A 21,682-nucleotide genomic window follows, 5' to 3' on the forward strand; every position below is an offset into this window, starting at 1 on the left:
TTTTAGTTTTTAATTTCGGTTTTCAGCTTTTTAAAATCTTCATTTTTAGTATATAAAAAATCCATCGTATTCAAAATATTTGGATTTTCTAAGAGTCTTTTAGATTTTGGATCGGCATCGCAGAATTGAAGAAAAAGTTCCTTTTCTTCAGAATTTAATTTTAAATCTTTGAAAAAGAAATCTTCAGTACATGTGGTTATAATTAAATTTCTAAAATTAATTTCTGAAGTTCCTTTTTTGGGTTCTTTTTTCTCTCTTTTGAATAAGTTGTAAACTTCCTTGCCCATACGAATGAAATCCATATCAAGCGGACCTCCTTTTACCTCATGAAAGCCTTGAATTTTTAATCCCTCTTTTGATTTATGCGAATTTAATTTGATTTCTTTTATATCTTCTTTACTGAGAAAAACTGGTTTTATTGCTTGAGCGACAATTACCTCATTTAATTCTTCTGGTTTCGGAATCATATCTATGATAAGATTATTGGTTTCGATTTCCTTTGCGGTAATTTTTAATCTTGTAAATAGATAATCTTTTGCAAAAAAAATAAGACTATCCTGTGCTTTTACTATAATCGAAAATTCTCCACGTTCATTTGTTCTTGTACTAGTTTTAGCAGTTTTGTTTATTACTTCAACTTTATTGAGAGGAGAATTATTAGAAACAACTTTTCCACGAAGTAGTTTTTCTGTTTGAGCAATAGAAATCTGGTAAGTGAAAAAAGAAATTGTGGTAAGTAATTTTACTTTCATCTAGTGGTATTTAGTTGAAAGTAAAATTATTAGAATACTCTTAATGAAAACTTACGAAACATGTAAATTCTTGTTAATAATACGATTTGAATTTTCGCGCAAATCTTTCTAACTCGCCATTATTTTTTAAAATAGGGCCGTGTCCAAAACAAAGTATTTTAGGTTTTAAATCGGCTAATTTTAAAACGGATTTTCTATTTGTTTCTTTATCGGAGGTAAATAACTGAGGCGGTTCGTGTAAGCCGACTTTTGTTGTCAAAAGATTCATATTTGTCATCACATCACCAACAATTAAAACGCCATCACTTTCTCTAAAAAAGGACAAATGTCCGCTGGAATGTCCTGGCGTTTCAATAACTGTGAATCCGCCAATTTTATCGCCTTCTTTTAATATTTCAGAAACTTGATGTCCTTTTCCTGCCCAGAATTGTTTTTGAAATTTAGAAATAAAATGATTCGGATTTGGGTATTCGAAAATAACATTTCCATTTTCTGTAGCTATCTTTTCAGGTTCACTGCATAAAAGAGGAATACTCAGCATTTCGCAGATTACTTTACTGCTTCCCTGATGATCTGCATGTGCGTGAGTCAAGGCGTGTTTGGTGATCGGTTTATCTTTTAAAGCTTTTAGAATTATGTTTGCAGAACTTCGAATTCCGGCATCAATTAAAACATCTTCAATTATATAACAATTGATAGCATTTCGTGGAAACAAAGGGATTTGGTAAACGTCTTTGGCAATAGTTTTCATTTTCTTGAATTTTATATTGACAAAGATTTGAATTCGATTTCTTAATCTACTTGATAAATGTTAAGAAATACTTTGGCGAATTCTACTCAAAGATTCTGGCGTAATTCCGAGAAAGGAAGCGATATAAATCAATGGAGTGCGCTGAATTATTTTGGCTGGAGCCGATGCCAAAAAAGTCTGGTATTTTTCTTTGGCAGGAATCATCTGCAGTTTTAAAACACGATCTGCCATGCAAAGATAATTTTGTTCGGCAAGGATTCTTCCAACACGTTCCCAATTCGGAATTTCCGAATATAGATATTGCATCCTTTCAAAAGTGATAGAAAGAACTTCGGAATCTTCTATACACTGAATATTTTCAAAAGAAGCAGATTGATTTATAAAACTGGAATAGGAAGCAATAAAACCTTCATCACAACTTAAATAGGTTGTAATTTCTTTTCCGTCTTTTAAATAATAAACACGAGCCAAACCTTCGACAATAAAGAAAATCTTATTGCTGATTTTTCCCGTTGAAGAAAGAAAATTTTTAGCATTGAACTTTTCATATTCAAAACAAGAATCGATCTTTTCGATTTCATTTTCAGAAAACGAAGCAATCGATAGTATTTGTTTTTGTAATGAAGAGTTCATGATTTATAATATCTCGATTAGTTCCGAAGCATTGTTGATAACCAATTTTGCACCGCTGCTTTTCAATTCTTCTTCGGTTCTGTAACCCCAAGAAACGCCAACAGGAAACATATTAGCATTTACTGCCGTTTTCATGTCAATATCAGAATCACCTACAAAAAGGATTTCTTCAGGTTTTAAATTCCATTTTTTACTGATTTCAATCGCCTCAAACGGATTTGGTTTTTTAAGTTCTTCTGTACTCAAACCAACTGCAGCATCAAAATGATTTGGAAATATTTCAGAGGCTATTTTCTTAGTCAGCTCATCTGCTTTGTTGGAGAAAACAGCAAGCTTGATATTTTGTGAAGTTAGATTTTCTAACAACTCGACAATGCCATCATAAGGTTTTGTTTTTGATGTACAGATTTTTCGATATTCCTGAATCATCATTTTAAAACAAATTTCTATTTGCTCTTCCTTATTATTAGATGAAGGCAAAGCTTTACTAACAAGATTTCGCAAACCGCTTCCAATAAAATATTGATAGGTATCGTAAGTGTGCGTTGGGTAATTTAGATTTTCAAGAACTGTATTCATTGCATCTGAAATATCGTGCAAAGAGTTTACTAAAGTTCCGTCTAAATCAAAAATAATTCCTTTAAATTTCATTTTGTATCAAATATTATTGGCCAAAATAAACCCGCTTGTCCAGGCATTTTGAAAATTAAAACCTCCTGTAATAGCGTCAATATTTACAATTTCGCCAGCAAAATAAAGGTTTTCTTGAATTTTGCTTTCCATTGTTTTAAAGTTGATTTCTTTTAAATCGATTCCACCCGCGGTTACAAATTCTTCTTTAAAAGTGCTTTTTCCGTTTACTTTAAATTCGGCTTTAGTCAACTGTGAAACTAAATTCTGCAATTGAATTTTAGATAAATCTGCCCATTTGGTTTCAGCTTCAATACCAGAAGCTAGAACTAAACTTTCCCATAAACGATTCGGGAAGTCAAAAGGAGATTTTTTAGAAACGGCTTTTTTAGCGTGTTCCTGTTTTAATTCTTTCAGAATTTTTTCGGCATCTTCTGTATCAACATCATTTAGCCAATTGACAAAAATGGTAAACTGATAATTTTTATCATGTAAAATGCGTGCGCCCCAAGCCGAAAGTTTTAGAATCGCGGGACCGCTCATTCCCCAATGTGTGATTAACAAAGGTCCTGTTGATTCCAGTTTAGTATCTTTTACGTTTACGGTAACTTGTGCGGCAACGCCTGGTAATTCTTTAATTCTAGAATCTTTTATGTTGAAAGTAAATAGGGAAGGCACTGGGCTTACAACAGCATGTCCGTGTTGCTGCAGCATTTCCCATATTTTTGGATTACTTCCTGTTGCCATGACTAATTTTTCGGCAGCGAAATTGTCGCTTTGTGTATCAATTTTCCAGTGATTTTCTTTCTTGAAGATCGACTGAACGCTTTGACCTGTCAATACTTTTATACCTAATTTTTCAGTTGCTTTTAGGAAACAGTCAATTATGGTTTGAGATGAATTAGAAACGGGAAACATTCTGCCGTCTTCTTCAATTTTTAATTCTACACCATGTTTTTCGAACCATTCGATTGTATCTCCAGAACAAAATTGATGAAATGGTCCTCGAAGTTCTTTTTCGCCTCTTGGATAAAATTTAACCAATTCGTTGGGCTCAAAACAAGCGTGCGTAACGTTGCATCGTCCACCACCAGAAACGCGAACTTTAGAAAGGACTTCCTTTCCTCTTTCTAAAATGGCAATTTTGAGTTTTGGATTTTTCTCTGCAATATTAATTGCGGTGAAAAAACCTGCGGCGCCTCCGCCAACGATGATTATGTCGAAATTTTTGATCATATTTTTTTTGGTTGCCACGAATTTTTTGAATTGGCTCTAATTTTTTTCTGTCACAGATTAAAATGATTTACACAGATTTAAGTATGAATAAATTAATTCGTGGAAATTCGTGGCGAAAGAAAAAATCCTTTTAATCTGTGCAATCTGTGGCTATACTTATATTTTGTCTGGATTATCAGAGATAATTCCATTTACTTTATAACTTTTTACTTTTTGAATGTCTTCTTCATGATTTACTGTCCATGGTAAAACCAGAAATCCTTTTTCCTGAATTTCGCTAACATTTTCGGTATTCAATAATTGAAAATCAGGATGAATGGCTTTTGCTTTTATTTTTTCGGCGAAAGCCAAAGCGGTATCAAGGTTTTCTTCTGTTAAAACACCAATTGGGATATTTGGATTTAGGTTTGATGTTTCTTCCAACATATTCCACTCAAAACTTGAAACTATAAAATGATTGTAATTCCAGTTTTTATCTGAAATATATTCTTCAATTAACTGGACAACTTTAATTGGAGTTCCTAAACCTTTTAATTCGATATTGATCAAACATTTTTTGTCAACCAAGTCAAAAACCTCTTTTAAAGTTGGGATTTGATACTTTCTATCTATCAAAAACGATTTTAGTTCAGAAAGAGAAAAAGTATTTACTAAACCTTTTCCGTTTGTTGTTCTGTCTATAGTTTCGTCATGAATTACAATAATTTGTTCATCAGAAGATAAATGAACATCTAACTCAATTCCGTCTGAATTTAGGTCTAATGCTTTTTGGAAAGCTTGAAGTGTATTTTCAGGTTCGTAGGCTTTGGCGCCTCGATGTGCAATTTTTAGCATTTTGCATTTTTTTCTAACCGCAAAGGTCGCAAAGTTTTACGCAATCCCGATAGCTATCGGGAGCAAATATTATAAAAAAGTCAGTCACAGATTAAATAGATTAACACAGATTTTTAAAAATCCTTTTAATCCTAATAATCTGTGGCTAAAAACTTTGTTAATCTTTATAAAGAATTAAAGATCATGTCTCCCGCAGATTTGCAGATTCGGCAGATTACTTTTTTAATTATTTGCTTAATCTGCAAATCTGCGAGAGAAAAAATATTTTTAAATCTCTTCTAACAAAACGATATCAAAATCATTGTCGATAATGACTTTTTCGTCAATTACTTCGACTTCTTGATTCGAGTAAGTATCTCTTAGTTTTGTTCCGTTTGGGAAGATGTCGCCAACAGGAAGTTCTTTTCGGCCTTTTGGTAAATCTACTCCCATAACCACTTTATCTGTAAAAGTGCCTTTTGTAAACGTTCTGGAGAAAGTATATGGCCACGGATTAATTAGTTTGTGAACGCCTGCACCAACGGCAGGATGATTTTTTCTAAACTGACCTAATTTCTGCCAATGCAAAAGTGTTTTTTGTGTTTCGGGATTGTTCTGAATATCATCCCAATTCATGTTGGATCGTAAAGTTGCATCGCCTTGAGTTCCTTCAATAACTAAAGATCGTGCTGATTCATCTCCATAATATACTTGTGACATTCCTGGTGAAAGCAGTAGTTTTGTTCCCGTTTCGATACTTTTTGTTCTGTTGGCATCAAAAGGCTGTCCGTCGTCATGTGAAGACATATAATTTAAAACAGAATATCCTTTTAAGTCATTGTTCAAAGCATTTGAATATTTCGAAAATAAACCTTCGTAATCATTTTGAGCAGCGTTCCATTTAAATTCAAAATTGATCATACTGTTGAAACCATTCTGGAAATAATTTACTTTTCGATCTCCAAAATCATAATCCTGCCCGCCGCTTATTCCATAACCATAAACTTCAGCAATTGTGTAAAACGGATTTTGATCTAAAACTTCTTTTGGATGGTTTTTCTTCCATGTTTCGAATGCATAATCACATTCTTTTTTAAAATCGGCCCAAACGTTTTCATCTGTATGTTTTACAGTATCTCCACGATAACCATCAACTCCAAATTCGAGAATATAATCTGTAAGCCATTTTATAATGTAGTATTTTGGTGTTTTTGGATAACCTGTTCTTTTAAAGAATTCATTTAATGATGTAATTTCTTTTTCATAACGGCCTTCTTTTTTCCATTTTTCGATTAAGAAAGGAGGCAGTTCAACTTCCTGTACACTTTCAGTTCTTATATCTGGAAGATTGTCTACCAAAGTACACATTGTTGTGTTTTCGAATGATTTGTAATCGCAGACAACGCCTGTTCTAACCCAGTCTGAAGGCCAAACGGGATCTTCTGGAGTTACTGGTCCGGTGTGATTTATTACGCCGTCTAGAATTATTCGGATACCTTTTTCGTGTGCTTTTTTGACTAGTTTTGCCAAGTCTTCTTTGGTTCCAAAGTTTGGATCGAGAGCCGTCCAGTCTTTTGCCCAATAGCCTTGATAACCGTAACTAAGACCAGTTCCTTCATCAACACCATCATGAATTTGCTCGACAATCGGCGTAAGCCAAATGGCATTTGTTCCTAGTTTTTCAAAATATCCTGATTCGATTTTTTTGGTGATTCCGATGATGTCACCGCCTTCAAATCCGCGGAGTTTTCCAGGAGTTTTGGTTCGGTTGAAATTGACATCATTTGAAGTATCTCCGTTATAAAAACGATCTGTAAGTAAAAAATAAATATTTGCTCCTTCCCAAACGAAAGGTGTTTTCGAAGTATTATTCATTGTAACTGATTTTGAGCCAGAACAACTCATTGTTAAGTATACTAAAGATAAAAAAAGGAAAGTGTATTTTTTCATTTATTTCAAATTTAACGAAGATTTATAATAAAGTTTTGCCACAGATTACAAGATTAAAATGATTTTTTTAAATCTGTGATAATCTTTTAATCTGTGGCAATAAAATTTTAAACACATAGAAACATAGTTTTTCTTTGTCTTAAAAAGATTTAAATAAATGTTTGGTCATTCACACATAGCTATGTGTATTAATGCAAGTGAAACGCCTTTTATTTAGTTGCAAAAAACTATGTTTCTATGTGTTTAAATAAAATATTTATTCCAATTCTAAAACCAAAGCTGATTTTGGTTCTAAAGTAATTTCAGAAGCTAAATCAAATGTTTTTCCTGTAATAACATCTTTTCCTGATTTAAAGTTTTTGATGTTTTCTTTGAAACGGTTTGTTTTTACAACCTGTTGTTTTGCATTGTTATTGAAAACCACCATCACAGTTTTTGCATTAGTGTATCTGAAATATACATATGTGTTGTTTTCTGGAATATAATGCGTCATTTTTCCGAAATGAACTGCTTCATTCGATTTTCTCCAGTTGAATAATTTTGAAGTGAAATCGAAGTATTTTGCTTGCTCAGCTGTTCTTCCTGCAGCAGTTAAAGCGTTATTTTTATCGCCAGCCCATCCGCCTGGAAAATCCTGACGAATATCTGCATCGCCTTTACTTTTGTCTCCGCCCATTCCAATTTCTGAACCGTAATATACTTGCGGAATTCCGCGAACGGTTGCCATTAAAGTCATGACTAATTTGTATTTGGCAAAATCATGTTTGTAAACATCGTTGATTCTGTTTGTATCGTGATTTTCGGCAAAAACCAAAAGATTATTGGTGTTTGGATATAAGAAATCCATAGCAAAATTGTTGTAAAATTTAATCAATCCGCTGTCCCAGTTTGGTTCGTCTTCATTAAAAACAGAACCAATATGATCTTGTAAAGTAAAATCCATTACACTTGGCAGGTTCGAATTGTAGTTTTCGATTGCACCAATTTTGCTGTCTTTTTGCCAATACGCTAAGCTTGCTTGGTTGTGCATCCAGATTTCTCCAACGATATTAAAGTTTGGATATTCGTTTGTAATTGATTTTGCCCAGTTTGCCATTGCAGCAGGATCGGAATAATTATAAGTATCGACTCTAAATCCATCAAGATTAGCAAACTCGATCCACCAGATTGCATTTTGAGTTAAGTATTTTGAAACAAGAGGATTTCTTAAGTTCAAATCTGGCATTGAAGGAACAAACCAGCCGTCAATACAAATTTCTTGATCTAATTTTGAAGCGTGAATGTCTGTAATTACTTCGCGGCGATGGTGCGTTTGTGTGAAAGTTTCGAATTGATTGAACCAAGTTTTAGTTGGAATATCTTTCATCATCCAGTGTGTAATTCCCCAGTGATTGGTTACATAATCCATAACTAGTTTCATGTTTTTTTTATGCATTTCTGCCGAAAGACGTGCGTAATCGTCGTTTGTTCCGTAACGCGGGTCTATTTTATAAACGTCTGATTGTCCGTACGTATGGTATGAATGCTGTTTGTCGTTGTCTTCGCATAAAGGCGTGCTCCAAATTGTAGTGGCGCCAAGAGACGAAATATAATCTAAGTTTTTGATGATTCCTTCGATATCACCGCCGTGACGTCCGCTTGGATCTTGACGATTCCCTTTTTCAGTTAGTGAAGCGTCGCTGTCGTTTTTAGGATTTCCGTTAGCAAAACGATCCGGCATGATTAAGTAAATCATATCCGATGCATCGTAACTTTTTCTGTCTGCGGAATTTGCTCTTCTTTCTTTAAGGGAATATTTTTGAGTAAAAGCTACTTTGTTATTGTTTTTAAAAGAGAAAATCAATTCAGAAGCTTTTAGGTTTTGCGTATCAATTGTTACGAAAAGATAGTTTGGATTTTCTGTTTTTTCTACATTTTTAATCGCTACATTATTGGAAACTGAAGCTTCATATTGCGAAATATTTTTTCCGTAGAACATAATCTGCAATTCCGGATTTTTCATTCCTGCATACCAGAAAGGCGGTTCTACTTTTTGGATTTGCGCTTTCGCGGAAGCGGAAAACAACAAAACCATTAGGATTAATTTATATATGAGTGATGTTTTTTGGTTTTTCATAGTCATAATAATTATTCTAATTGTCAGTTCGAGCGTCCCGAAGCTTCGAGAGAGAACTTATGCGGCATCTCGACTTCGCTCGATGTAACAAAAAGTTGTTGATTAAAAAAAAGACAAGTAATCTTGGGGGAGAGTTACTTGCCTTTTAAAGAATTATTTGGTTTCTATAATGCTTATTGCATAACCTCCGCCTGGAGCAGAAAGCTGCGATAATTTTGATTTGCTTGTTACAGCAATTTTCTTGATTGTATAAGCTTGCGGATTTGTTTTATAATGCGCATCTTTTGCATCAGCATAAATTGTAGCTGTGTATTTTTTCCCTTTTTCAAGGAAACTGAAATCAATGTTTGATGTACGAGGTGTTTCTCCGTTTACGTTTCCTACGAACCAATTATTTGTTCCTTTTGCTTTACGGGCAACGGTGATAAAATCTCCTGGTTCAGCGTCAATATATTTACTTTCTGACCAATCTACAGCGACATCTTTAATGAATTGGAATGCATCTGGAAAACGGTTGTAGTTTTCTGGAGTATCTGCAGCCATTTGTAACGGGCTGTACATTGTAACGTACAAAGCCAATTGATTTGCCAATGTACTGTTTACATGTGATTTGTTATCAGGATTCATTTTACTGATATCCATTTCGAAGATTCCAGGTGTATAATCCATTGGACCACCAATTAAACGTGTAAATGGTAAAACGGTAACGTGATTTGGTTTAGAACCTCCAAAAGCTTGATATTCTGTTCCTCTTGCTGCTTCGTTTCCAATTAAGTTTGGATATGTTCTCGCAATTCCTGTTGGACGAACTGCTTCGTGAGCGTTTACCATAATTTTATAATCAGCTGCTTTTTCGATCGCATATTGGTAGTGGTTTACAATCCATTGATTGTAGTGGTTTTCACCGCGAGGTAAAATATCACCTACGTAACCGCTTTTTACAGCATCATATCCGTTATCGTTCATGAATTTGTAAGCTGCATCCATGTGGCGCTCGTAGTTACGAACAGATCCTGAAGTTTCGTGGTGCATAATGATTTTTACTCCTTTAGATTTTGCGTAAGCATGAAGACCTTTTACATCAAAATCTGGATAAGGTGTTACGAAATCAAAAACATAATCTTTAGAATGTCCAAACCAGTCTTCCCAGCCTTCGTTCCAGCCTTCGACTAAAACGGCGTCGAAACCATTTGCAGCGGCAAAATCAATGTATTTTTTTACGTTAGCATTGTTTGCTCCATGAGTTCCGTTTGGTTTTGCTTTCGAGAAATCAGAAACACCCAATTGAACTGTTGGAAAATCATTTGTATATGACCAAGAGCTTTTTCCAGTAATCATTTCCCACCAAACACCAATATATTTTACTGGTTTAATCCAAGAAGTATTCTCAATTTTTGATGGATCGTTTAGGTTATAAGTCATTTTTGAAGCTAAGATTTCTCTAGCATCATCGCTCACCATAATTGTTCTCCAAGGCGAGTGGCTTGGCGCCTGCATATAACCTTTATCTCCTTTTGCGTCTGGTGTTAACCAAGAGTTGAAAACCATGTTTTTATCATCTAAATTCAAGTGCATACAAGAATAGTTGATTAAAGCCGCTTCGTGTAAGTTGATGTAGATTCCGTCAGCCGTTTTTAACATCAAAGAAGTCTGAACTCCTGTTGGAGAAAAGTTCTTTTGCGAAACATTTGCTGTATATGCTTTTTCAGATAAGCCTCTAATTTCAGATAATTTCGATTTTGTATAATCGTATTCCTGAGTATCATAATCTCCTGGAATCCAGAAAGCAGTATGATCTCCTGTCATTGCAAATTGAGATCTTTCTTCTTTAATTACAAAGTAAGTAAGATTCTTTTGTGCTGGGAATTCATATCTAAATCCTAAACCGTCTTCGAATAAACGGAAACGAATTACGATTTGTCTGTCTGTTCCTTTTTGATTTAAAGTTACAGCCAATTCATTATAATGATTTCTGATATTGTCTACTTCTCCCCAAACTGGTTTCCAAGTTTCATCAAAAGTGGAAGTTTTGGTATCAACTACAGTAAAGTCATTCAATAAAGATTTTTTGTCATCTTTAAGTTCAAGACCTAATTTACTGGTTTTTACAACTTCTTTGTTTTTGTATTTTAAATTGTACGTTGGAGTTCCGTCGTTTTGAAGAGAAAATTCCATTACGAACTTGCCTTCGGGTGATTTTAATTGTTGTGCTTCTGCAATTGAGCTAAAAGCAAACAAGATTAAACTTGCGAAAAATAAGTTTTTCATGTTTTTTAGATTTTAGAGTATTGTAATTTAATTAATTTGTACAAATTTACTTGCAGTTATGGGATTTCCGTTAACTACAATTGTTAAATCTTGATCGCCATCTACAGTAAAAGAGGTTTTATCATGATTTACAGATACTTTTAGAATTTGATTTCTAAAGTTAATTTTAAAAGAGTAGCCTTTCCATTCTTTTGGAATTTTTGGAGAAAAATGCAATTGGTTATTTTTAACTCTCATTCCGCCAAAACCTTCCACAATACTCATCCAAGTTCCTGCCATTGATGTAATGTGACAACCTTCCTCAACTTCTTTGTTGTAATCATCAAGATCTAAACGGGATGTTCTTAAATAAAATGTATATGCCATATCCATTTTGTCTAAAACTGCAGCTTGAATCGAGTGAACGCAAGGGGAAAGAGAACTTTCGTGAACGGTAAATGATTCATAGAAATCAAAGTTTCTTTCTAATTCTTCTCGTGAAAAATGATCTTCGAAGAAATAGAAACATTGTAAAACATCGGCTTGTTTAATGTACGGCGAACGTAAAACGCGATCCCAAGACCATTTTTGGTTAATTGGACGCTGTGATTTATCTAAATCTTTTACAGGAACTAGATCTTTGTCTAAGAAACCGTCTTGCTGTAAATAAACTCCAAGTTCTTTAGAAATTGGAAAATACATATCATCGGCAACTTTTTTCCATTGTTGAATTTCATTTGCAGAAAGATTTACTTTTTCTAAAATACGTTTGTGATCTGAAGGATATTCTGATTCAACTTTAGTAATTTGTTCTGCAGCAAAATCGATACACCATTTTGCAATATAATTGGTGTAGAAATTATTGTTGATGTTGTTTTCGTATTCGTTTGGACCTGTAACTCCCAATATTACATATTGATTTTTATCTTTTGAGAAAGAAGCTCTTTGGTGCCAGAAACGTGCAATTCCGATTAAAACTTCTAATCCTTTTTCAGGAATATAAGAGTAATCGCCGGTGTAACGGTGATAGTTGTAAATCGCAAAAGCAATCGCTCCATTTCGGTGGATTTCCTCGTGTGTGATTTCCCATTCGTTGTGACATTCTTCACCATTCATGGTCACCATTGGATATAATGCAGCACCGTCTTTGAAGCCTAAATTGTCTTTAGCATTTTCAATGGCTTTATCTAATTGATTGAAACGGTAAGTCAATAAGTTTCTCGCAACTTGCTGATCTTTTGTTGCCATGTAAAACGGAATACAATATGCTTCAGTGTCCCAATAAGTCGATCCGCCGTATTTTTCTCCGGTGAAACCTTTTGGTCCAATGTTTAATCGGCTGTCTTTTCCTGAATAGGTTTGATTTAATTGAAAGATATTGAAACGGATTCCCTGCTGTGCTTTTACATCGCCTTCAATAGTAATATCTGACATTTCCCAGATTTTTGCCCAAGCTTCAATTTGATTTTGAAACAAAGCATCATATCCTGAATTTATAGCTGATTTTATTACTTTTTCGGCTGCAGCCAAGGTATTTTCATGGTTTAGAGAAACTGTATATCCACCAATTTTTTGGATTGATGAGGTTTGTCCTTTTGCAATAATAGTTCCGTAAGTATATTGAACTTTATCTGCCGTTGAATCGATTGTAGATGGCGAAACATTGATGTTTTCTCCGTTTGCCAAAATCGTATTGTGCATGAAAGTTGTAACTTTAAAATGCGTTTTGAACGTTTGTGCGGTTACAAAAGCTTCGTTTGTACCTTTTTTAACTTCAAGCGGTTCCCAGAATTTTTCTTCCCAGTTCGCATCTTCATTGGTTACACCAGCATCAACGTAAGGTTTGTATACGATTTTTGCATCTTTGTTTAAAGGCGTAATATCGTATTTGATAACTCCTGCTTCGTCTAAATCTAAGGAAAGAAAACGACGAACGTTTACTGCGATTTCGGTTCCGTTTTTTAGAACTGCTTCAAAAGAACGATTGTACCAACCTTCTTTCATATTCAATTCTCTGCGGAAGTTTCTAACTTCTGTACACGTATTTAAATCAAGATTTTCTTCATTGATTTCAATGTCAATTCCTATCCAGTTTGGAGCGTTTAGAACTTTTGCAAAATATTTCGGATAACCGTTTTTCCACCAGCCCACTTTTGTTTTGTCTGGATAATAAATTCCAGCGATATAACTTCCTTGAAAAGTCTCGCCTGAGTATGTTTCTTCAAAATTGGCGCGTTGTCCCATAGCACCATTTCCGATACTAAAGAGACTTTCAGACGATTTTACTCTCTCGGCATCAAATCCTTCTTCTATAATTGACCAATTATCTGGTTTTATATAATCTTGGTTCATCTTTTTTTAATTTGATAATTCAGTTAATTAGAAAATGAGATAATTACGCGATTTCGGAAATTACCTAATTGACACATTTTCTAATTGATTAATTTTTCTATAAAGCTTGTTTCGATTTGGGTAAAATCTTTAAAAATATAGTCCGCTTCATGCAAAATTGTTTCCTCACCAATTCCCACGCTTACCATTTCGCCTATGTTTGCTGCCTGAATTCCTGCAACAGAATCTTCAAATACGATTGAGTTTTTTGGATCAATGTTTAATAATTGAGCCGCTTTTAAGAATACTTCAGGATCTGGTTTTGCATTGGTAACGTCATTTCCGTCAACAATAACATCGAAGTAAGACAGGATTCCTGTTTTTTCTAAAATTGGTCTTGCATTTTTACTGGCAGAGCCCAATGCAATTCCTTGGTTTTTATCTTTTAATAGTTTTAGAATTTTTAAAACTCCTGGAAGAATCTCGCTTTCATCCATGTCTACTAAATAAGATAGATAATCTTCGTTTTTTTGAATTAACCATTTGTCTTTGTCTTCTTGCGAAGCCTGAACATTTCCTAATTCAAGTATAATGTCTAAGGAACGAACTCGGCTTACGCCTTTTAAAAGTTCGTTGTCTTCATGTGTAAAATTTATGTTTAATGCTTTGGCAATTTTCTGCCATGCCAAAAAGTGGTATTTAGCGGTATCAACGATTACTCCGTCAAGATCGAATATGAATGCTTTTTTGTTCATTTTAAAGGAAATTCTTCTTTATGATTTTAAATAGTGTCGTCTACATCTTTTACTTTGTAGACTAAAAGAGCGGCAATTAAAAAGCTTACTCCGCTTGTAATTAAGGCATAAATTGCATCGCCATTGTAAAGGTATTTTACTATTGGACCACCAATTAATGCGTTTACTATTTGTGGGATAACAACAAAGAAGTTGAAGATTCCCATGTAAACTCCCATCTTTTTTGGAGCAATAGATCCGGCAAGAATTGCATAAGGCATTGCTAGAATACTCGCCCAGGCAACTCCAATTAAAATCATTGGCAATACAACCCAATCTTCATTTGGCATAAAATAAATAGAGATTAAACCTATTCCTCCAATAACTAATGAAACGGCGTGAGTTGATTTTCGTCCGATTTTTTTTGCGATATACGGTAAGCAAAACAAAGCGACAAGAGCAGAAACTAAGTTGTAAACTCCAAATAGAATTCCGACCCAGTCGCCGGCATCTTGATATTTCTGGCTTGAAGTGTCACTTAATGGTAATCCGTAAATGTGATGCGCGATTGCCGGAGTTGTAAAAACCCACATTCCGAATAATCCAAACCATGAGAAAAACTGCACCCAGCTGAGCTGACGCATTGTGGTTGGCATCTTTGCGAAGTCAGTAAAAATATCTGTAAGCTTTGATTTTTCTTCAGAATCAGAAATCACATCATTTTGGGGATCTTCAAATTTGGCTAACTCTTCAGGTGAATATTCTTTTGTTGTGAATAAGGTTACTAAGATCGAACCGATTAAGACTGCGGCACCAATAATAAATGATAAAGTAAGGTTTAATGGAACGCTTCCTGGAACTGTACTGTTTGGTATGTGAAACCATTTTGTTAAAACATAAGGAAGTGCGGAACCAATTACGGCTCCAAAACCAATTAGAGAGGTTTGGATACTAAATCCTGCTGTACGCTGGTCTGTTCTTAAGTTATCGCCAACAAGTGCACGAAACGGCTCCATGGCAATGTTAAAAGAAGCGTCCATGATCATCAGCATTCCAGCTCCAACCCATAAAGCAGGTAAAACGGAAATGAAAATATTAGCCTGCGGCATTAAAATTAATCCTACCGAAGCTAAAATTGCACCTACTAAAAAGAAAGGTTTTCGTCTGCCGAATTTTCCCCAAGTTTTGTCGCTGTAGTGACCAATAACAGGCTGTACTATTAATCCCATAAGGGGAGCAATAATCCAGAACCACGAAAGTTCATGTACATCGGCACCAAAAATTTGAAGAATTCTGCTGGCATTTGCATTTTGAAGTGCAAATCCCATTTGTATTCCTAAGAAACCGAAACTCATGTTCCAAATTTCCCAGAAACTTAATTTACGCTTTTCCATTATCGTAATTAAAGAATTAATTAGACGATAAGCGCTTTGCTTATCAAAACTTACTATTTTTTTCGAAGTAAAAGTAAAAGCTTTGAGCAGGCGTAAAAGTATTAATTATTTTTTTAAATATGCTAACAAAAAAGCCATAAATATTTTTTATGGCTTTAGAAAAGGTTGATTTTAAGAATTTTAGTCAGTAGATTCTCGTTCTATTAAATGTGTTTCTATCACTTCTGTAGTGTAATTTTCGTTTTCTTCTTCGTCATCATCATGTTCGGCTTCGAGTCTTTCGATCAACATTTTAGCAGCTTTGTTTCCCATTTTTTCGCCGCTTTGACTTACTGTTGTAATACTTGGAGTAGAGTATTTTGAAATAATTCCGTCAGTAAAAGCAATTACCGCTAAATCTTCAGGGACTTTTAATCCCATTTTCGAAGCGGTTTTAATTATAGTTACTGCAAAAAGCTCGTTTACCGCAAAAACAGCATCAAAAGCTCTATCATTTAAAAGTTGTCCAATAGTGATTTCGCAGGTGTCAACGTCTTCAATTTTAATAATTAAATCTTCATTGAATGGTATTCCGTTATCTAGAAGTGCTTTTTCGTAACCGTCAGTTCTCAATTTCCCAACACTTACATAATCAACCGTGGTTACGAGAGCAATCTTTTTTCGACCATTATCAATTAAGCTTTGTACAGCTTCGTAGGCAGCGGCTTTGTCGTCAATAATAACCTTATCGCATAAAATATCGTTGGTAACGCGGTCAAACATTACTACCGGCATTCCTTGATTTATAACTTCGGTAATATGATGAAAATCGCCTTTGAACTGTGTTTCTTTTGAAAGTGACATGATAAAACCATCAATACTTCCGTTGGCTAACATTTCCATATTCAGTACCTCTTTGTCGAAAGAATCATCAGATAAACAGATCACAACACTGTAACCATGTTCGTTGGCTACTTGTTCGATTCCATTAATTACAGTAGAGAAAAAATAATGTACAATTTCCGGAATGATAATACCAATACTTTTGGTTTTCCGATTTTTTAAACTAAGGGCAATATTGTTGGGCTTATAGTTGTAAAACTTTGCAAATGCCTGCACTTTTAAGCGTGTTTCTTCTCCTATTTCAAGACTGTTTCTTAGTGATTTTGAGACAGTTGAAATAGATACATCGAGTTCCTTTGCAATTTGTTTTAGTGTTATTTTACGTTTCATAGTAGTTATTTGAAAAAAATCTAATTGACAATAAAGGTGAATAATATTTTTGGGATTGACAATTTTTGACTTAAAAGATTACAAAAAACAGAAAGTTTTCAACACTACCACGTTTTCGTAAACCAATTAAAAATGCCTCTTGTTGAGCGTGTTAATTAATTCATAATTTTGAAATTCGAAGTAAAATTAAAAACTTAACTAACAATCAAAAACTCAAACTAATTTAAACAAAAAGTATGAAAACAATTTACAAAAAGTTGTTATTTTTATTCCTATTGTTGCCATTTACGGTGCTAGCTCAAAGCACTTTAAGTGGGACTGTTGTCGATAAAGCAACAGGTCAGCCAATACCAGGAGTAAACGTAAATGTACAAGGTGCTCCAACTGGTGCATCGACAGGATTTGATGGTAATTACCAATTACCTAATGTTAAAAGCGGAAGCAAAATTTCTGTTTCTTTCATTGGATACAAAACTCAAATTCTTGATTATAATGGACAAAAAACATTAAATGTTTCTTTAGAAGAAGATACTAATCAGCTTAAAGAAGTTGTGGTACAAGTAGGTTACGGTACTGTTAAGAAAAAAGACGCAACTGGATCTGTTTCTCAAATTTCGGCTAAAGAATTCAATAAAGGAATTAACGTTACTCCAGAGAGTTTGATCAGTGGTCGTATTGCTGGTGTAAATGTTATTACAGGAGGTGCTCCGGGGGCTAAAGCGGATATTAGAATTCGTGGAGGATCTTCATTAAGTGCATCAAATGAGCCATTAATTGTAGTTGATGGACTTCCTATGAGTAATGCGGTTCCTAGTGGATCAACTAGTATTTTGTCTACAATTGATCCAAATGACATCGAATCTTTTACAATATTGAAAGATGCTTCTGCAGCTGCAATCTATGGTTCTAGAGCTGCAAATGGTGTAATTGTAATTACTACTAAAAAAGGAACAAAAGGCGGTGTAAAAGTTAACTTTAATTCTCAAGTAGGTATTAATACTGTTGCTAATACAGTAGATGTTTTAAGCGGAGATCAATATCGTGCTTTAGTAAATGAAAAAGGGACTGCTGCTCAAAAAGCTTTATTGGGAACAGCAAATACTGATTGGCAAGATGAAATTTTCCGTACTGCTTTAACAACAAACAACAATATATCTGTAAGCGGTTCATTGTTTAATAAATTGCCAGTACGTTTATCTGTTGGAAATGTAGATACTCCTGGAATCTTAAGAAACACTTCTTTTGAAAGAACAACGACATCGTTATCGTTAAATCCAGTTTTATTTGATAATCATTTAAAAATTGACATTACTGGAAATTTAGCTTTTGGAAAAAATCAATTTCAAGATGAAGGGCCAGTAATTAGCAGCGCTATTATATTTGATCCAACGCAGTCAGTTTACCAAGCAGGTTCTCGTTACGGAGGTTATTTTGAATGGTTAGAAGCAAATGGTAATGTACCATTGTTACCAGCAAGAAACCCTGTTGCAAGATTAAATCAAGATGAGCGTAGAGCAACTTCTACTAGAAAATGGGGTAATATTAGATTAGATTATAAATTTCATTTCTTCGAAGATTTAAGAATTGTTGCTGAAGCAGGTATCGATAAATTTGATAGTAATGGTTATACAAGAGTAAGTACTGAAAGTATTACAGGATATCAGCCTACTACATTTGATAAAGGAAACTGGACTAATTTAGGAGGATATACGGGTTATACAGACAGCCGTCAAAATAAAAACTTAAATACTTATTTTAACTATACTAAAGATTTAGGTAAATTTAAAATTGATGCTACAGCGGGGTATAACTACCAATTGTTTCAACGTGAGGGGTATAACTCTGGTGATGTCATGAGACCAAACCCACCGTCGGATGTTACTACAGATCCAGATGTTAATTTACAATCGTATTTCGGACGTTTGAATTTAGGATACGACAGCAGATACTTGTTGACAGTAAATTATAGAAGAGATGGAACTTCACGTTTCTCTAAAGAAAATAGATGGGGTAATTTTGCCGGAGGTGCTTTTGCATGGAATGTAGCTGAAGAAGATTTCTTAAAGGACAACGGGACTTTGTCAAGTTTAAAATTAAGAGTTGGATACGGAACTACAGGACAGCAAGATATTCCGCCTGCATACGATTATTTACGTCGTGTAACTTTAGGAACACTTAATACTCAGTATGTTTTTAATGGTGTTATTTCTAAAGCGGCAAGACCAGAAGGATATAATGAAGATATTAAATGGGAAGATTTAGCTGAGATGAACCTTGGAGTAGATTTTGGATTTCTTAATGAAAGAATCACAGGGTCAGTTAATTATTTTGATAAAAAATCGAGTGATTTATTAGCAAATATTCCAGTTCCAGATGGAGCAAATATTAGAAATCAAGGTTATAGCAATATTGGTAGTGTAAGAACAAAAGGGGTAGAGTTCAGTCTTCAGTCTGACATTATTAAAAATGACAAACTAACTTGGAATGTTGCTGTTAATGCTACTTATATTGATCAAAAAATCTCTGATTTAGGAACTACAGTTCCAGGATTTCAAGGATACTTAACAGGAGATAATATTGCAGGAGGAACAGGAAACCAAGTGTTGATACATTCTGAAGGGTTTGCACCAAATTCATTCTTTGTATTTGAACAATTGTACGATGCAAACAAACGACCAATTCAAGGTGCTTATGCAGACAGAAATGGTGACGGCGCTATTACAGATGCGGATCGTTATATCTACCATAAGCCAACAGCAGACTATACTTTTGGATTGTTTTCTACTTTGAATTACAAAAATTTCGATTTCACAATGAACTGGAGAGCTAGTTTAGGAAATTACATTTTTGATAACGTAAGTTCTGATAAAGGATATTTACAAGCAGGTTTAAGAAGAGACTCTGATTTGTCTAACATTACTACAGATTATTTTAATACTGGATTTACTACTGAAAGTAACTCTAATGGAACGCAGCGTAACTATTCAAATTACTTTGTAAAAGATGCTTCTTTTATTAAGTTGGATAACATCGTATTTGGGTACACTATTAATAAGAAGGTACTAAAAGCGGCAACGTTGAGATTTACTGCTGGAGTTCAAAATGTTTTTGTTCTTACGAAATACAATGGTTTAGATCCAGAGAAATTCAACGGAATTGACAATAACGTTTATCCAAGAGCTAGAACATTCTTGTTTGGAGTAAATGCGAATTTCTAATAGTACATTGAAAATTAAAATTTAAAAAATAAATAAAATGAAAATATCATTTAAATATATATCTTATTTTCTCCTATTCATTTTAGGATTAAATATGACACTTACTTCGTGTACGAGCGATTTAGATGTGAAGCCGACAGATGATGATGAGTTTCTTTCTGATGACTTTTTCAAAGATCCGGCATCTTACAAACAAGTATTGGCAAAACTATATGCTGGTTTGTATGTAGGAGGGAATGATGGTGATACTGATCCTAACAGCCCATCTGGTGATATTGCAGGTATTGGTGGTGACTTTAGCAGTTACTTGCGATTATTATTTGTTACACAGGAGTTTCCAACAGATGAAGCTATTATAGCTTGGTCAGATGATGGTTTGCCTGCGATAAATGGACAAAAATGGAGTCCGAGTAACCAGTTTTTATACGGAGTTTTCTCAAGAGCATTTTATGAAATTAGTGTTGCTAATGAGTTTTTGAGACAAACAACAGATGAAAAATTAACGGAGCGTGGTATTGATACTGCTACAAAAGCCGAAATTGTGAAATTTAGAGCAGAAGTTCGTTTCTTAAGAGCATTTTCATACGTTAATTTAATGGATTTGTTTGGGAATGTGCCAATTACTACAGAAAAAGATCCAGTTGGTTTCTTTTATCCAGAACAAAAAACTAGAGCAGAAGTTTTTGCTTTTGTAGAGTCAGAATTAAAAGATATCGACAATACTTTAGCGCCTTCTAAAGCTAATGAATATGGAAGGGTTGATAAAACAGCAGCTAAGTTTTTATTAGCGCAGATTTATTTAAATTCTAAAGTTTACACAGGAACTGAAAGATATAATGATGCTGCTACTGTTTGTAATGATATTATAACAGGTTCTGCATACACTTTTGCAGATGTGCCTTATCGTTATTTATTCTCTGCTGATAATAATAGAAACGGAGCGCAAAGTGAATTTATTTTCCCAATTGTTGGAGATGGTAATGCCATTAGAGCAATAGGTGGAGGTATGAGTTTTATTATTCATGCGTCTATTGGAGGAAGCATGGTAGGAGCTAATCAAGGTATGGATGGCGGCTGGTCAGGAACAAGAGCAAGACCAGAATTTGTTAAATTGTTTCCTGATGCAACAGCAACTGCTGATCAAAGAGGTACTTTTTATACTAACGGGCAAACTCTAGATATCGCTGATTATGGAGTATTTACTAATGGATATGCGGTGACAAAATTTATCAACGTTAATTCTGATGGTACTGCTGCGCAAAGAAATGATATGCCAGATACAGATTTCCCAATGTATAGATTGTCAGATGTTTATTTGATGTATGCTGAAGCAACACTTAGAGGAGCATCATCAGGTGATATTACAAAAGCTTTAGGGTATGTAAATAAAATTAGACTTAGAGCTAAAGCGGGTGTTATTACAGCTTCTGACTTAACTCTGGACTTTCTTTTAGATGAAAGAGGAAGAGAATTGTTTTGGGAATGTCACAGAAGAACAGATTTAATTCGTTTTGGAAAATTTACAGGAGGAGCTAAAATCTGGCAATGGAAAGGCGGCGTTAAAAACGGAAGCGGAACGGAAGAGTTCAGAAATTTAATGCCTATTCCTTCAAAAACTATTCAGGCGAACCCAACTTTAAAACAAAATCCAGGATACTAACTAAT

The 21,682-nt window shown here is 34.3% G+C and carries 15 protein-coding genes; 2 read left to right on the forward strand and 13 right to left on the reverse strand.

Annotated elements, in window-relative coordinates; translation table 11 throughout:
- Positions 1 to 2 precede the first annotated feature (2 nt).
- The 13 genes from NLG42_RS06665 to NLG42_RS06725 form a co-directional block, all read right to left on the reverse strand.
- A complete protein-coding gene (locus NLG42_RS06665) occupies positions 3 to 752 on the reverse strand; it encodes a carboxypeptidase-like regulatory domain-containing protein (protein WP_257683311.1) in 750 nt (249 codons plus the stop codon).
- A gap of 73 nt (positions 753 to 825) precedes the next feature.
- Positions 826 to 1,503, reverse strand: a complete 678-nt coding sequence (locus NLG42_RS06670; RefSeq protein ID WP_257683312.1) for an MBL fold metallo-hydrolase — start codon at positions 1,501 to 1,503, stop codon at positions 826 to 828.
- A 60-nt stretch (positions 1,504 to 1,563) separates the two neighbouring features.
- Positions 1,564 to 2,136: a Crp/Fnr family transcriptional regulator gene (locus tag NLG42_RS06675; protein ID WP_257683313.1), complete on the reverse strand. Its 573-nt coding sequence runs from the start codon at positions 2,134 to 2,136 to the stop codon at positions 1,564 to 1,566.
- 3 nt (positions 2,137 to 2,139) lie between these two features.
- Entirely contained in the window at positions 2,140 to 2,787 is a 648-nt protein-coding gene (locus NLG42_RS06680) for an HAD family hydrolase (RefSeq protein WP_257683314.1), read from the reverse strand.
- Between the two features lie 6 nt (positions 2,788 to 2,793).
- Positions 2,794 to 4,002 (reverse strand): BaiN/RdsA family NAD(P)/FAD-dependent oxidoreductase, encoded by a 1,209-nt coding sequence (locus NLG42_RS06685; RefSeq protein ID WP_089057373.1) that lies wholly within the window; start codon positions 4,000 to 4,002, stop codon positions 2,794 to 2,796.
- Between the two features lie 156 nt (positions 4,003 to 4,158).
- Positions 4,159 to 4,836 (reverse strand): glycerophosphodiester phosphodiesterase, encoded by a 678-nt coding sequence (locus NLG42_RS06690; protein ID WP_257683315.1) that lies wholly within the window; start codon positions 4,834 to 4,836, stop codon positions 4,159 to 4,161.
- Between the two features lie 267 nt (positions 4,837 to 5,103).
- On the reverse strand, positions 5,104 to 6,765 hold the full coding sequence (locus NLG42_RS06695; RefSeq protein WP_257683316.1) for an alpha-amylase family glycosyl hydrolase: 1,662 nt from the start codon (positions 6,763 to 6,765) through the stop codon (positions 5,104 to 5,106).
- A gap of 256 nt (positions 6,766 to 7,021) precedes the next feature.
- Positions 7,022 to 8,881: a glycoside hydrolase family 13 protein gene (locus tag NLG42_RS06700; protein WP_257683317.1), complete on the reverse strand. Its 1,860-nt coding sequence runs from the start codon at positions 8,879 to 8,881 to the stop codon at positions 7,022 to 7,024.
- 153 nt (positions 8,882 to 9,034) lie between these two features.
- Positions 9,035 to 11,149, reverse strand: a complete 2,115-nt coding sequence (locus tag NLG42_RS06705; protein WP_257683318.1) for a glycoside hydrolase family 97 protein — start codon at positions 11,147 to 11,149, stop codon at positions 9,035 to 9,037.
- 27 nt (positions 11,150 to 11,176) lie between these two features.
- Entirely contained in the window at positions 11,177 to 13,480 is a 2,304-nt protein-coding gene (locus NLG42_RS06710; RefSeq protein ID WP_257683319.1) for a glycoside hydrolase family 65 protein, read from the reverse strand.
- 80 nt (positions 13,481 to 13,560) lie between these two features.
- Complete coding sequence (gene pgmB / locus NLG42_RS06715; RefSeq protein ID WP_099717653.1) at positions 13,561 to 14,214, reverse strand: beta-phosphoglucomutase; 654 nt, start codon at positions 14,212 to 14,214, stop codon at positions 13,561 to 13,563.
- A gap of 26 nt (positions 14,215 to 14,240) precedes the next feature.
- Positions 14,241 to 15,587, reverse strand: a complete 1,347-nt coding sequence (locus tag NLG42_RS06720; protein ID WP_099717652.1) for an MFS transporter — start codon at positions 15,585 to 15,587, stop codon at positions 14,241 to 14,243.
- Positions 15,588 to 15,767: 180 nt separating this feature from the next.
- Entirely contained in the window at positions 15,768 to 16,799 is a 1,032-nt protein-coding gene (locus tag NLG42_RS06725) for a LacI family DNA-binding transcriptional regulator (protein ID WP_089057381.1), read from the reverse strand.
- A 236-nt stretch (positions 16,800 to 17,035) separates the two neighbouring features.
- On the opposite strand from NLG42_RS06725, the gene NLG42_RS06730 reads away from it, so the two are divergent.
- Positions 17,036 to 20,017 (forward strand): SusC/RagA family TonB-linked outer membrane protein, encoded by a 2,982-nt coding sequence (locus NLG42_RS06730; RefSeq protein WP_089057382.1) that lies wholly within the window; start codon positions 17,036 to 17,038, stop codon positions 20,015 to 20,017.
- Between the two features lie 37 nt (positions 20,018 to 20,054).
- A complete protein-coding gene (locus tag NLG42_RS06735; RefSeq protein ID WP_089057383.1) occupies positions 20,055 to 21,677 on the forward strand; it encodes a RagB/SusD family nutrient uptake outer membrane protein in 1,623 nt (540 codons plus the stop codon).
- Positions 21,678 to 21,682: the final 5 nt, after the last annotated feature.

The sequence above is a fragment of the Flavobacterium plurextorum genome, assembly GCF_024638035.1.
Classification (GTDB): Bacteria; Bacteroidota; Bacteroidia; order Flavobacteriales; family Flavobacteriaceae; genus Flavobacterium; species Flavobacterium plurextorum.

Excerpts from the sequence above, each read along its gene's own strand:
- NLG42_RS06665 (WP_257683311.1), bottom strand. The coding sequence starts at position 752 with ATGAAAGTAAAATTACTTACCACAATTTCTTTTTTCACTTACCAGATT.
- NLG42_RS06670 (WP_257683312.1), bottom strand. The coding sequence starts at position 1,503 with ATGAAAACTATTGCCAAAGACGTTTACCAAATCCCTTTGTTTCCACGA.
- NLG42_RS06675 (WP_257683313.1), bottom strand. The coding sequence starts at position 2,136 with ATGAACTCTTCATTACAAAAACAAATACTATCGATTGCTTCGTTTTCT.
- NLG42_RS06680 (WP_257683314.1), bottom strand. The coding sequence starts at position 2,787 with ATGAAATTTAAAGGAATTATTTTTGATTTAGACGGAACTTTAGTAAAC.
- NLG42_RS06685 (WP_089057373.1), bottom strand. The coding sequence starts at position 4,002 with ATGATCAAAAATTTCGACATAATCATCGTTGGCGGAGGCGCCGCAGGT.
- NLG42_RS06690 (WP_257683315.1), bottom strand. The coding sequence starts at position 4,836 with ATGCTAAAAATTGCACATCGAGGCGCCAAAGCCTACGAACCTGAAAAT.
- NLG42_RS06695 (WP_257683316.1), bottom strand. The coding sequence starts at position 6,765 with ATGAAAAAATACACTTTCCTTTTTTTATCTTTAGTATACTTAACAATG.
- NLG42_RS06700 (WP_257683317.1), bottom strand. The coding sequence starts at position 8,881 with ATGAAAAACCAAAAAACATCACTCATATATAAATTAATCCTAATGGTT.
- NLG42_RS06705 (WP_257683318.1), bottom strand. The coding sequence starts at position 11,149 with ATGAAAAACTTATTTTTCGCAAGTTTAATCTTGTTTGCTTTTAGCTCA.
- NLG42_RS06710 (WP_257683319.1), bottom strand. The coding sequence starts at position 13,480 with ATGAACCAAGATTATATAAAACCAGATAATTGGTCAATTATAGAAGAA.
- pgmB (WP_099717653.1), bottom strand. The coding sequence starts at position 14,214 with ATGAACAAAAAAGCATTCATATTCGATCTTGACGGAGTAATCGTTGAT.
- NLG42_RS06720 (WP_099717652.1), bottom strand. The coding sequence starts at position 15,587 with ATGGAAAAGCGTAAATTAAGTTTCTGGGAAATTTGGAACATGAGTTTC.
- NLG42_RS06725 (WP_089057381.1), bottom strand. The coding sequence starts at position 16,799 with ATGAAACGTAAAATAACACTAAAACAAATTGCAAAGGAACTCGATGTA.
- NLG42_RS06730 (WP_089057382.1), top strand. The coding sequence starts at position 17,036 with ATGAAAACAATTTACAAAAAGTTGTTATTTTTATTCCTATTGTTGCCA.
- NLG42_RS06735 (WP_089057383.1), top strand. The coding sequence starts at position 20,055 with ATGAAAATATCATTTAAATATATATCTTATTTTCTCCTATTCATTTTA.